Annotated in this window: 9 protein-coding genes; 6 read left to right on the forward strand and 3 right to left on the reverse strand. The window is 72.1% G+C overall.

Going from position 1 to position 12,532, the window contains the following annotated elements; translation table 11 throughout:
* Window positions 1-145 precede the first annotated feature (145 nt).
* Window positions 146-1,402 (reverse strand): hypothetical protein, encoded by a 1,257-nt coding sequence (locus tag H300_RS0111675; RefSeq protein WP_028427570.1) that lies wholly within the window; start codon window positions 1,400-1,402, stop codon window positions 146-148.
* A 474-nt stretch (window positions 1,403-1,876) separates the two neighbouring features.
* Here H300_RS0111675 and H300_RS32370 point away from each other — a divergent pair, with 474 nt between their 5' ends.
* From H300_RS32370 to H300_RS31845, 6 genes are all read left to right on the forward strand, one after another.
* Complete coding sequence (locus tag H300_RS32370) at window positions 1,877-4,630, forward strand: bifunctional SulP family inorganic anion transporter/carbonic anhydrase (RefSeq protein WP_078515918.1); 2,754 nt, start codon at window positions 1,877-1,879, stop codon at window positions 4,628-4,630.
* 258 nt (window positions 4,631-4,888) lie between these two features.
* Window positions 4,889-6,853 (forward strand): acetate--CoA ligase, encoded by a 1,965-nt coding sequence (gene acs, locus H300_RS0111685; protein ID WP_028427571.1) that lies wholly within the window; start codon window positions 4,889-4,891, stop codon window positions 6,851-6,853.
* A gap of 337 nt (window positions 6,854-7,190) precedes the next feature.
* On the forward strand, window positions 7,191-8,588 hold the full coding sequence (gene nhaA / locus H300_RS0111690; RefSeq protein ID WP_028427572.1) for a Na+/H+ antiporter NhaA: 1,398 nt from the start codon (window positions 7,191-7,193) through the stop codon (window positions 8,586-8,588).
* Window positions 8,589-8,646: 58 nt separating this feature from the next.
* Complete coding sequence (locus H300_RS0111695; protein ID WP_028427573.1) at window positions 8,647-9,093, forward strand: phage holin family protein; 447 nt, start codon at window positions 8,647-8,649, stop codon at window positions 9,091-9,093.
* A 13-nt stretch (window positions 9,094-9,106) separates the two neighbouring features.
* Window positions 9,107-10,027 (forward strand): alpha/beta fold hydrolase, encoded by a 921-nt coding sequence (locus tag H300_RS0111700; protein WP_028427574.1) that lies wholly within the window; start codon window positions 9,107-9,109, stop codon window positions 10,025-10,027.
* Window positions 10,028-10,287: 260 nt separating this feature from the next.
* The gene (locus H300_RS31845; RefSeq protein WP_199779177.1) at window positions 10,288-10,437 is read left to right on the forward strand and encodes a hypothetical protein; all 150 of its coding nucleotides are present in this window, start codon (window positions 10,288-10,290) and stop codon (window positions 10,435-10,437) included.
* 28 nt (window positions 10,438-10,465) lie between these two features.
* On the opposite strand, the gene H300_RS0111710 is transcribed toward H300_RS31845, so the two are convergent.
* Together H300_RS0111710 and H300_RS0111715 are read right to left on the reverse strand one after the other, a co-directional pair.
* The gene (locus tag H300_RS0111710) at window positions 10,466-11,665 is read right to left on the reverse strand and encodes a MarP family serine protease (RefSeq protein WP_028427575.1); all 1,200 of its coding nucleotides are present in this window, start codon (window positions 11,663-11,665) and stop codon (window positions 10,466-10,468) included.
* A 96-nt stretch (window positions 11,666-11,761) separates the two neighbouring features.
* Window positions 11,762-12,454 carry an NUDIX hydrolase gene (locus tag H300_RS0111715; protein WP_028427576.1) on the reverse strand — a complete coding sequence of 231 codons (693 nt, stop codon included), beginning with the start codon at window positions 12,452-12,454 and terminating at the stop codon, window positions 11,762-11,764.
* Window positions 12,455-12,532: the final 78 nt, after the last annotated feature.

Consider the following 12,532-nt stretch of genomic DNA (forward strand, 5'->3'; position numbering starts at 1 on the left):
CCGAGGGGCCGACGAACGACCGCCCGAGGTGCGACCACCTAACGAGCCCGCGACGCCCGAGCGTCCTCCGCCCGGGCGACCGGTTCCGCCGACGGACCGCCCGGGCACCGCCCACAGGCCCGCCACCCGCCTCTGCAGGTCTCCGTCAGGACTTGCCCGCGCCACTGCCCGCGGGTGCGGCGGCGGAGGTCGTGAACCGCTCCCAACCGCCCTTCGGCTCCTCGCCGACCCCCAGCCCGCGGAGCTTCTCCAGCACCCGCGGGTCCTGGGCGTCCAGCCAGTCCACCAGCTGCCGGAAGGAGACGCACCGGACGTCGTCCTGGACGCAGACCTCCTTGATGACGTCCTCCACGGCGTCCATGTAGATACCGTTGTTCCAGCCGTTGAAGTGGTTGCCGATGATCATCGGGGCCCGGTTGCCGCGGTACGCGCGGTCGAAGCCCTGCAGCAGGCCCTCGCGCATCTGCCGTTCCCACCGGGGGTGCATCGCCGGGTCCCCGCTGCCCGGCCCGGACTGGTTCACCATGAAGTTGTAGTCCATCGAGAGCGTTTCGAAGGACCTGCCGGGCATCGGCACCATCTGGAGCGGGAGGTCCCAGAGCGTCCCGGTCCGCTCGGGCCAGACCTGGTTGCCGATCCCGCTCGAGTCGTAGCGGAAACCTTCCTTCTCGGCAGCCTTGCGCACGTTCTCCCTACCCTCCAGGCAGGGCGTGCGACCGCCGATCAGCTCCTGCTCGTAATCGAAGGGCAGTGCCTCCGCGTCCTTCCACCCCGTGGTGGTGCGCCAGTTCCTGACGAACCACTTCGCCTGGTCGATCTCGCTGCGCCAGTCGGCGACGGACCAGCTGTCCACACCGGTCGGACCACAGAAGTGCCCGTTGTAGTGGGTGCCGATCTCGCTGCCGTCCTGCCAGGCGCCTCGTACCTGTTCGAGGGTCGCGCGGACGTTCTCGTCCTTGAGGTACCCGATGTCGGACGCGCCGGGCCGGTGGCCGGGCGGGCGGTAGCGCTTCGCCTCCTCCTCCGGCAGCAGGTAGATCCCGGAGAGGAAGTAGGTCATGTGGGCGTCGTACTCCCGTCCGACCTCGCGGAAGTGGGAGAAGAGCTCCTTGCTGTCCTCCCCCGCGCCGTCCCAGGAGAAGACCACGAACTGCGGCGGCTTCTCGCCCGGCGCCAACGCCCGCGGGCTCGGCTGGCGGGGCTGGGCGCCGGTGAAGGCGGTGGAGCCGTCCCCGATCGGCCGGGACTGCGACGGCTTGTCGGCCTGCCCCTGCTCCTTTCGGCCGCCCTCCGGGCCGGCTTCCGCACCGTCTCCGGCGTCGGGGCCCTCCCCGCAGCCGGCCAGCAGCACGAGCGCCACCGCCGCCGCGATACCGCCGACGAACTTCCGTGCGCCTGCCATCACTCCACCTCGTCCCTCGATGTCGCCCGGTGTACCCGGTGTCACCCGGTGCGCGCCGCCTCCGGGTGGGGGCCGCCTCCGAGTGGGGCCGCGGGGTCGGCACGAACGGGCTCGCACCGCTTCCACCACCACCGCGCAGGCCACCCGGCCCCGGTGCGCACCAACCTGACACCGCTTCACCCAACACCCCGGTAGGACAAGCTGGAATATCTTCTTATTCACCCTTAAGACGGAACCATCTCCGCATCACGGTGAATTCGCACCCAAAGGTCTTTACCCGGCATTACGATTCGTTTACCTAAGCTTGGGTAATCACTCGACTACTGCGAGCGTCAAGCGGTCGTGCCGTCCCCGTCACACGGGGCGGACGCACGCGCCACCACTGCCGGCCACGGCCGTGCGGTCGGCCACCCCCTGCCGCCCCGCCACCTCCTGCCACCCCCACTCGACATCCTTGCGACGGAGACGGGATCGATGTCCGCCTGCGCCCCAGTCCCCCGCGCCGCCGCCCCGTGCGGAAAGCGCGCGACCCAACCGAACCCCGGTCGCGAGCGGCCGGCCCGACACACCGACCGGGCCGCCCGACGCACGGCCTCTACCCATGACCCGGAGACCGCCTCCCCGGCGGACGGCACCACGAGCATCCCCACCGCCCCGCCCCCGCGCCCCCCCGGCCGCCTCCGGCTGCCGTGGCGCGGCGGCGGCAGCGGAGCCAGCTCGGGAGGTGCGGACTTCTCCGCCTCCCTCACGGTCTTCCTGATCGCCCTGCCCCTGTCCCTCGGCATCGCGCTGGCCACCGGGGCCCCGCTCCAGGCCGGGCTGGTCGCCGCGGCCGTCGGCGGCATCGTCGTCGGCCGGCTGGGCGGGGCACCGCTCCAGGTGAGCGGGCCGGCCGCCGGGCTCACCGTGGTCACCGCCGAACTCATCCAGGTGTACGGCTGGCGCACGACCTGTGCGATCACCGTGGTCGCCGGACTCGCCCAGCTCGGCCTCTCCGCCCTGCGGGTGGCCCGCTCCGCGCTGATGGTCAGCCCGGCGATCGTGCACGGCATGCTCGCCGGCATCGGGGTCACCATCGCCCTCGCGCAGTTGCACATCGTGCTCGGCGGCAGCCCGGAGAGCTCGGCGATCGCCAACGTCCAGGAACTGCCGCAGCAGCTCTCCGATCCGCACCCGGCCGCGCTCTCGGTCAGCGCGCTGACCGTCCTCGTCCTCCTGCTGTGGCCGCGGCTGCGCGGCCGCGTCGGACGGGCCGTCCGCACCGTCCCGGGACCGCTCGCGGCCGTGCTCCTCGCCACCGCCTTCGGCTCCGCGGCCGGACTCCCCGTGGCTCGGGTCGAGCTGCCGTCCTGGCGCAGCCACGCGCTGCCGTCGATGCCGGAGGGCCCGCTGCTCGGACTGCTGGCCGCGGTGCTCACCGTGACGCTGGTGGCGAGTGTCGAGTCCCTGCTCTCCGCCGTCGCCGTGGACAAACTCGCCGCCTCGCGCGCCGCGGCGGGCGGCGTCCGGGTACCGCGGGCGAACCTGGACAAGGAGCTCCGGGGCCAGGGGACGGCGAACGTGGTCTCCGGTGCCCTGGGCGGGCTCCCGGTCACCGGTGTCGCGGTACGGAGCGCGGCCAACGTGAACTCCGGGGCGGTCAGCCGGAACTCCACTGTGATGCACGGCTGCTGGGTGGTGCTGGCATCGGTCCTCCTGGTCGGGGTGCTGGAGCTGATCCCCCTCGCCTCGCTGGCGGCTCTGGTGATGGTGGTCGGCATCCAGATGGTGAACCTGACGCACATCCGCAGCGTCACCCGGCACCGGGAGATGCTCGTGTATCTGGCGACCACTGGGGCCGTGGTGCTGCTCGGCGTGCTGGAGGGGGTGGTGATCGGGATCGCGGTGGCGATCGGCGTCGCACTGCACCGGCTGGCCCGCACGCGGATCACCTACGAACCCGGTGGCGGGGAGGGCCCGGACGCGTCGGCCCAGCGGGCCGCCCCGCACGCCGGCCCCCCGGCGGCGGACGTCCCTCGCCTCGGCTCCGACGGCCTCGACTCGGCCGATCCCGGCGCTGCGGCACCCGTCGACACAGGCATCGCAGCTGCGAGGCCGGGCGACGACCTCGACGCCGGGGAGCCCCGCCCCGGCGTCGCAGGGAACGCCGGGACCGACCGGCCCGACGAAGCCGCCACCGCGTCGGCGGAGAGCGCGGAGCCGAGCGTCCCGGACGCCGCGGACGAGCACCGGGTGGTGGTGCGGGGGCAGCTGACCTTCCTCGCGGTGCCCCGGCTCAGCCGGACCCTCCACCTGGTCCCCGAGGGGACGCGCGCGGTGGTGGAACTGGACGGTTCCTTCATGGACCACGCCGCGTACGAGGCACTCCAGGACTGGCGGGCCGCACACTGTGCACGCGGCGGCGAGGTGCGGATCGCCAGCCGGGCCGGGGCCCGGATCGCCGAGCCGACCACCACCCACCACTGCACCCCGTGGACCCCCTGGCGCAACCACCACTGCACCCGACCGCAATCCGAGGCGGGACGCGCCCCGGGCCCACAGCCGGAGCGCCGCGGGCAACTGCTCGGCGGGGTGCGGAACTTCCAGCGGATCATCGCACCAACGGTCAAGAAGGAGCTCGCCCGCTTGGCGCGGGACGGCCAGCAGCCGTCCCACCTCTTCCTCACCTGTGCGGACTCCCGGCTGGTGACGAGCATGATCACCTCCAGCGGCCCGGGCGATCTGTTCACCGTGCGCAACGTGGGCAACCTCGTGCCGCCGCCGGGGGAGGACGGCGGCGACCACTCGGTGGCCGCGGCGATCGAGTACGCCGTGCACGTCCTGCGGGTCGGCTCGATCACGGTCTGCGGGCATTCCGGGTGCGGAGCCATGCAGACGCTGCACAGCGGCTCGGACCCGGCCGAACTCCCCGACTCGCTCTCCCGGTGGCTCGGCCACGGCAAACCGAGCCTGAAACGGCTGGCGTCCCGGGACGGCCGCGCCCCGCAGATCGCCGAACGGGCCCCGGTGGAGGGGGTCGAGGCGCTCTGCCTGAGCAACGTCCTCCAGCAGCTGGAGCACCTGCGGGCCCACGAGTCCGTCGCCAAGCGCCTCGCGGACGGAACCCTGGAACTGCACGGCATGTACTTCGACGTGGGAGAGGCCCAGACCTACGTGCTGGACGCCTCCGACACGGCGGACGCCGACGAGCAGCGGCCTCCGGTCTTCGTCCCCGTGCACGCGGACTGAGGCGCCCGCCCTGCGGGGAGCGAACGGGTCCGCCGGAGGGGGAACCCTCGGCGGACCCGTTCGGATGAACCGGCCGAGACGGCCGCGCGGGGCGCGGAGAACCGCCTGCTGCCCGTCCGACGACCGTTCGGCGCAGGGCTTCCACCGTTCACCGCAAGAGGTCTAAACCAATATGGTGGCGGCCCTTGTCAGAGCAGGTGGCGAGCTGTTGAGGTATGAGCTGGGACACAGCGCACACCCTTTGGAAAGGGAGATGTCGTGAGCAATGAAAGCCTGGCCAACCTGCTCAAGGAAGAGCGAAGGTTCGAGCCGCCCGCCGAACTGGCCGAGAAGGCCAACGTGACCGCAGAGGCGTACGAGCGGGCCGAGGCCGACCGGTTGGGCTTCTGGGCCGAGCAGGCCCGCAGGCTGAGCTGGGACACCGAGCCGACCGAGACCCTCGACTGGTCCGACCCCCCGTTCGCGAAGTGGTTCCAGGACGGGAAGCTGAACGTCGCGTACAACTGCGTCGACCGCCACGTGGAGGCCGGCAACGGCGACCGGGTCGCCGTGCACTTCGAGGGCGAGCCAGGCGACAGCCGCTCGCTCACCTACGCCGAGCTCCGGCGCGAGGTCTCCAGGGCCGCCCACGCGCTCACCGAACTCGGTGTGGCCACCGGCGACCGGGTCGCGGTGTACATGCCGATGATCCCGGAGGCGCTGATCGCCATGCTGGCGTGCGCCCGGATCGGGGCCCCGCACTCGGTCGTCTTCGGTGGCTTCTCCGCCGACGCGCTGGCCACCCGCATCCAGGACGCCGACGCCCGGGTCGTGATCACCGCCGACGGCGGCTACCGCAAGGGCGCCCCGAGCGCACTGAAGCCCGCGGTGGACGAGGCGCTGACCCGGCCGGGCACCGAGAACGTGCGCAGCGTGCTCGTGGTGCGGCGCACCGGGCAGGAGGTCGCGTGGCACGAGGGCCGCGACGTCTGGTGGCACGAGACGGTGAACCGGCAGCCGGAGGAGCACACCCCCGAGGCCTTCGGCGCCGAGCATCCGCTGTTCATCCTCTACACCTCCGGCACCACGGGGAGGCCGAAGGGCATCCTGCACACGACCGGCGGCTACCTCACCCAGACGGCCTACACGCACCACGCCGTCTTCGACCTCAAGCCGGAGACGGACGTCTACTGGTGCACGGCGGACGTCGGCTGGGTCACCGGGCACTCGTACATCGTCTACGGCCCGCTGGCCAACGGCGCGACCCAGGTGCTCTACGAGGGCACGCCCGACAGCCCGCACAAGGGACGCTGGTGGGAGATCGTGCAGAAGTACGGCGTCAGCCTGCTCTACACGGCCCCGACGGCGATCCGCGCCTGCATGAAGTGGGGCGACGAGATCCCGGCGAAGTACGACCTCTCCTCGCTGCGGGTGCTCGGGTCGGTCGGCGAGCCGATCAACCCGGAGGCCTGGATGTGGTACCGGCGGCACATCGGTGCCGACCGGGCCCCGATCGTGGACACCTGGTGGCAGACCGAGACCGGGGCCATGATGATCAGCCCGCTGCCCGGGGTCACCGCGACCAAGCCCGGCTCCGCCCAGGTGGCGCTCCCCGGCATCGCGGCCACCGTCGTCGACGACGAGGCGCGGGAGGTGCCCGACGGAGGCGGCGGGTACCTGGTCCTGACGGAGCCGTGGCCGTCGATGCTCCGGACCATCTGGGGTGACGACCAGCGCTACCGGGACACCTACTGGTCCCGGTTCGAGCACCGCTACTTCGCCGGCGACGGTGCGAAGAAGGACGCGGACGGCGACGTCTGGCTGCTGGGCCGGGTGGACGACGTGATGCTGGTGTCCGGCCACAACATCTCCACCACCGAGGTCGAGTCCGCCCTGGTCTCGCACCCCTCGGTCGCGGAGGCGGCGGTCGTCGGTGCGGCCGACCCACAGACGACCCAGGCCATCTGCGCCTTCGTGATCCTGCGCGGCACCGCGTCGGAGACCGAGGGGCTGGTCGAGGAACTGCGCGCGCACGTCGCGAAGCAGCTCGGGCCGATCGCGAAGCCGAAGCGCATCCTGCCGGTCGCGGAGCTGCCCAAGACTCGTTCCGGCAAGATCATGCGGCGGCTGCTGCGGGACATCGCGGAGAACCGGGAGCTGGGCGACGTCAGCACGCTCACCGACTCCTCGGTGATGGACCTCATCCAGTCGAAGCTGCCGTCCTCCGGGTCCGACGAGGCCTGACCCGGCACGGGAACGGCACCGGTGCGGAGCCGAGCAGGACAGGCCCCGGCCCGGCGCGAGGACCGGCCCGGCACGGCCGCCGGGCCGGCGCGGCGGAGACCGCGAGGACGACCGGGCGTCGCCGGTCATGGGACAACACAGCACTCGGGCGGACGGAACGGGGCAGTCGAGGGCATCGGGGCACCGGCACGGGCGCCGGTCCCGGTGCCCTTCACCCGCATTGGTTAGTCTGAGGGCGCCGCGCAGAGATCGTGGAGAGAATCAGGGCGAGCCGGGAAGTCTGGTCGGCACACGGAATCCGTGTACACGCACCGCCCCTCTGTTGGAGGTACCAGTCTTGTCCGCGCCCCAGAAGCAGGACCCCAAGTTCCTGCACCGCCCCGACCTCAAGGAGACGCGTGTCCTCGCGGACATCCTCCGCACCGAGACCGTCGGCGGCATGCTGCTCCTCGCCGCGGCGGTCCTCGCACTGCTGCTGGCGAACACCGGCCTGAGCGGCTTCTACTCCGACGTCAAGGACTTCAGCTTCGGCCCGGAGTCGCTCCACCTGAACCTCTCGGTCGCCGACTGGGCGAAGGACGGGCTGCTCACGGTCTTCTTCTTCGTCGCCGGTATCGAACTGAAGCGGGAACTCGTCGCGGGTGAGCTGCGCGACCCGCGCGCGGCCGCTCTGCCCATCGTGGCCGCGGCGGGCGGCATGATCGTTCCTGCACTGGTCTACGTGGGCTTCGTGCTCAGCGGCGGCGGCGACATGAGCGGCTGGGCCATCCCGATGGCCACCGACATCGCGTTCGCACTGGGAGTGCTCGCGGTGCTCGGCACCTCGCTGCCCTCCGCGCTGCGCGCCTTCCTGCTCACCCTCGCCGTGGTGGACGACCTCGGCGCGATCACCATCATCGCCATCTTCTACACGTCGAGCATCAGCTTCGGCGCGCTCGCCGCCTCGGTCGGCGGCCTGGTGCTCTTCTGGCTCCTGCACCGCAAGGGCGTCAAAGGCTGGTACGTCTACGTGCCGCTGGCCCTGACCATCTGGGCCCTGATGCACGCCAGCGGCGTGCACGCCACGGTCGCCGGTGTCGCGATGGGCCTGCTGCTGCGCTGCAAGCTGAAGGACGGCGAGGAGACCTCGCCCGCCGAGCACATCGAGCACCGGGTGCGTCCGCTGTCGGCAGGTCTCGCCGTGCCCCTCTTCGCCCTGTTCGCGGCCGGTGTGGCGGTGTCGGGGGGCGCGATCGGCGACGTGTTCACCCAGCCGGAGACCCTTGGCGTGGTCATGGGACTGCTGGTCGGCAAGACGGTCGGCGTGTTCGGCGGCGCGTGGCTGGCCGCGCGCTTCACCAAGGCCGAGCTCAACCCCGACCTCGCCTGGGCGGACGTCTTCGCCGTCGCGGCACTGTCCGGGATCGGCTTCACGGTGGCCCTGCTGATCGGTGACCTCGCCTTCGAAGGCACCGCGCTGTCCGAGCAGATCAAGGCGGCGGTGCTGATCGGCACCTTCCTCGCCACCCTGCTGGCCGCGGTGCTGCTCAAGCTCCGCAACAATCACTACCGGCGCCTGTGCCAGGACGAGAGCCGCGACGAGGACGGCGACGGCATTCCCGACATCTACGAGCAGGACCGGCCGGAGTACCACCTGCGCATGGCTGAGATCCTGGAGAAGAAGGCGGCCGAGCACCGGCGACGTGCCGAGCTCACCGCCACCGGCGGCGATTCCGACAGCGGTCCGGCATCCTGACAGCTCAGGACGCGCCGGCCGACGGGACGGCCACACGAGAGCAGAGGGAGTTACGCAGATGAGCGCAAGCGACGAGGGCCGCAGCCTCGGCCAACTGGTCTCCACCGCGACCACCGAGGTGACCGCTCTGGTGCACGAGGAGGTCGCGCTGGCGAAGGCCGAGCTGAAGACCAGCGTGTCCAAGGGCGTGGCCGGCACCGGCGCGATCCTGGTGGCCGCGGTCCTCGCGCTGTTCTCCCTGCCGGTGTTCAGTTTCGCCCTCGCCTATTGGCTGCACGTCTGGTGGAACGTGCCGCTCGCGATCGCGTTCCTGATCACCGGCGGCATCATGCTGCTGTTCGCCGCGCTCTGCGGACTGGTCGCCCGGTCGCTGCTGAAGAAGATGCAGGCGCCGAAGCAGTCGATCGCCTCGGTCAGGGAGTCGGCGGCGGTGCTCGGGAAGGCCAAGCCGCACCCGCGGGCCACCCAGGGCACCGAAGCGATCAGCGCGGGTGCGAAAAAGTGACAGACTGCGCAACATGACGGTCCCCGCCCCTTCCTCCGCAATTCTGGACGGCCCCTGGTCGCACCGGGACGTCGCCGCCAACGGCGCCCGCTTCCACATCGCCGAAATGGGCGAGGGGCCGCTGGTCATGCTGCTCCACGGCTTCCCGCAGTTCTGGTGGACGTGGCGGAACCAACTGCCCGCCCTCGCCGAGGCGGGGTACCGGGCGGTCGCGATGGACCTGCGGGGGGTCGGCGGCAGCGACCGCACCCCCCGCGGTTACGACCCCGCCAACCTCGCGATGGATGTCACCGGAGTGATCCGCTCGCTCGGCGAGCCGGACGCCGCCCTGGTGGGGCACGAGCTGGGCGGATACCTGGCGTGGACTGCCGCGGTGATGCGTCCCAAGCTCATCCGGCGACTCGCGGTCGCCTCGATGCCGCACCCGCGGCGCTGGCGCGCGGCGATGCTCAAGGACGCCCGGCAGACCGCGGCGGGCGCGTACATCTGGAGCTCCCAGCGGCCCTGGGTTCCGGAGCGTCAGCTGGTCGCCGACGACGGGGCGCTGGTGGGGCGGCTACTGCGGGAGTGGTCCGGCCCGCAACCGCCCGAGGACAAGGACGTCGACGTCTATCGCCGCGCGATGTGCATCCCCTCCACAGCGCACTGCGCGATCGAGCCCTATCGCTGGATGGTGCGCTCGCTCGCCAGGCCGGACGGGATTCAGTTCAACCGGCGGATGAAGCGGCCCGTCCGGGTGCCCACCCTGCACCTGCACGGTTCACTCGATCCGGTAGTGCGCACCCGGAGCGCGGCTGGCTCCGGCGAGTACGTCGAGGCGCCCTACCGCTGGCGGCTCTTCGACGGCCTGGGGCACTTCCCGCACGAGGAGAACCCGACGGCGTTCAACACCGAACTGGTCGACTGGCTGAAGGACCCGGAACCCGACCGCTGAACCCGACCGCTGAACCCGAGCCTGCGCCCCTGCCCCGGGCCCCTCGTCCGGGCGCCGGTGCCGGCCCGGCCGGACACCCACCGGCACGGCCGACCGGGCGGGGGCCTGCCGCGGTGGCCGCGGCGGCACTCCGCCACCCAGCCGTCCGGCGTCCGCGCACACGCCCGCCGCACAGGTCGATTGAGAGTGTGTGAGGTGGTTACCGACCATGAGGCGGGGGCAGATTCGGGGGTATGGGCTGGACGCACGACTTCCGTGACGTGTCTCACAATCTCCGCAACCAGGGCGCCGCTGTCAACGCGGCCGCCCACCCGATGCGTGATCCGAGCGATCCCCGGTTGGGGATCCCGCGCATCCTGCGCCGCCGGGCCCGCTGGGTCGGTGCCCGGCTGCGCCATCCGCGCAGCTGAGCGTGTCCGGCAGGGCAGCGGCCCGCGCTCACATGGCGCAGCCCTGGCTGTCCACGGGGCCTCCCCCGGCCGAGCCACGGTTGATGTCCTCGACGATCTCGTCGTTGGTCAGCGCGTAACCCGTGCTGGCGTCCTCCAGCGACTTGGCGAAGATCACCCCGGCGACGCGTCCCTCCGGCGTGAGCAGCGGACCACCCGAGTTGCCCTGACGCACCGTCGTGTGGAGCGAGTAGACGTCGCGCCGCACGGTTCCGCGGTGGTAGATGTCCGGACCGTTGGCCTGGAGCCGACCGCGTACCCGGGCGGGGCGCACGTCGAAGCCGCCGTTCTCCGGGAACCCGGCAACGATGGCGCCGTCACCGCTGCCCGCGTCGTTCGCGGCGAACCGCAGCGCGGGCGCCTGCAGGTCGGGCACATCGAGGACAGCGATGTCGCGCTCCCAGTCGTAGAGCACCACCTGGGCGTCATAGAGGCGCCCCTCGCCGCCCACCTGCACCGTGGGCTCCCGGACACCGCCGACCACGTGGGCGTTGGTCATCACCCGGCCGGGCGAGAAGACGAAACCGGTGCCCTCCAGGGACTTGCTGCAGCTCGGCGCGGTACCGGTGATCTTGACGATCGACGCCTTCGCCCGGTCGACCGCGGGGCTGTCGGCGAGCGCCGGGTCCGGCGGCGGAACGTCGGTGATCGGCTCGCTGGTGAACGGCGAGAAGACCTGGGGGAAGCCGTTCTGGGCCAGCACGGTGCTGAAGTCGGCGAACCAGGTGTCCGCGTGGCCCGGAACCGCCCGCGAGACGCCCTGGAGCACCGAAGAGCCGCGGACCTCCTTGCTGAGGGTGGGCAGCGAGGTGGTGGCGAGTGCGGAACCGATCAGCCAGGCGACCAGCAGCATCGCCACCACGTTCACCAGGGCGCCGCCGGTCGCGTCCAGCGCCCGGGCCGGCGACCAGGTGATGTACCGGCGGAGCCGGTTGCCGAGGTGCGTGGTGAAGGCCTGCCCGACCGAGGCGACCACGATGACCACGACCACGGCGAGGACCGCGCCCGCGGTACCCGGTGAGGCCCCGTCACTCACCTCCTTCCACAGGGGCGGAAGGAGCAGCACCGCGATCAACCCGCCGCCGAGGAAGCCGATCACCGAGAGCACCCCGACGACGAAGCCCTGGCGGTAGCCGATGACCGCAAACCAGACGGCGGCGAGCAGCAGCAGTACGTCCAGCACGTTCACCGTGTCAGCCCCGCCTCGTCGTCATCGGTACGTCCCCCGCGGCGCCGGGAGCGGGACGGCAGCCCGCCTGACTGGCATTCATATCGGCCCACCGTCTCACGAGTGCCAGTCGAGGGAGAGCTCCCGGCCGTCGTCCCAGGGCCGCTCCCAGCCCGCGAAGTGCAGCAGCCGGTCGATCACTCCGGCGGTGAAACCCCACACCAGCACGTCCCCGACGGTGAAGCACGGGCCGCGGAAACCGCTGGGGTGCACGGCGGTGCCCCGGTTCGCGGGGTCGGTCAGGTCGGCGACCGGCACCTTGAAGACCCGCGCAGTCTCGCCCGCGTCCACCGCGAGGACCTGCGTCGGACTGCGCCACCAGCCCAGCACGGGGGTGACCACGAAACCGCTCACCGGGATGTAGAGCCGGGGCAGCACCCCGAAAACCTGCACCCCCGCGGGGTCGAGACCGGTCTCCTCGGCCGCCTCCCGGAGCGCGGCGCGCAGCGGCCCCTCCCCCTCGGGGTCCCCGTCCTCGGGGTCGAGCGCGCCGCCGGGGAACGAGGGCTGCCCGGCATGGGAGCGCAGGCTGCTCGCCCGTTCCTGGAGGAGCAGCTCCGGGCCGTGGCCGGCCGAGCCGAAGAGCACGAGCACGGCCGACTGCCGGCCGCCGGTCTCCGGCGGCCGGAAGCGGCTGAGCTGTTCCGGCCGCAGCCCGGCCGCAGCCTCGGACACCGGGCGCAGCCAGTCGGGCAACCCCTCCGCCGTGACGCTGACGCCTCCGACCTCGGGCTGCCCGGCAGGCCTCATGCGCGACCCCGCCGGGCCGTACCGTCCGCACCGTCCGGGCGCGGCCCGGGGGCGGACGCGGGCCGCGCGGGCGCTCCC

The sequence above is a fragment of the Streptomyces sp. TAA040 genome, from assembly GCF_000424845.1.

What these genes read in the sequence shown, in the direction of transcription:
- H300_RS0111695 (WP_028427573.1), top strand. Translation starts at nt 8,647, where the DNA reads ATGAGCGCAAGCGACGAGGGCCGCAGCCTCGGCCAACTGGTCTCCACC.
- H300_RS0111700 (WP_028427574.1), top strand. Translation starts at nt 9,107, where the DNA reads ATGACGGTCCCCGCCCCTTCCTCCGCAATTCTGGACGGCCCCTGGTCG.
- H300_RS0111675 (WP_028427570.1), bottom strand. Translation starts at nt 1,402, where the DNA reads ATGGCAGGCGCACGGAAGTTCGTCGGCGGTATCGCGGCGGCGGTGGCG.
- H300_RS32370 (WP_078515918.1), top strand. Translation starts at nt 1,877, where the DNA reads ATGTCCGCCTGCGCCCCAGTCCCCCGCGCCGCCGCCCCGTGCGGAAAG.
- H300_RS0111715 (WP_028427576.1), bottom strand. Translation starts at nt 12,454, where the DNA reads ATGAGGCCTGCCGGGCAGCCCGAGGTCGGAGGCGTCAGCGTCACGGCG.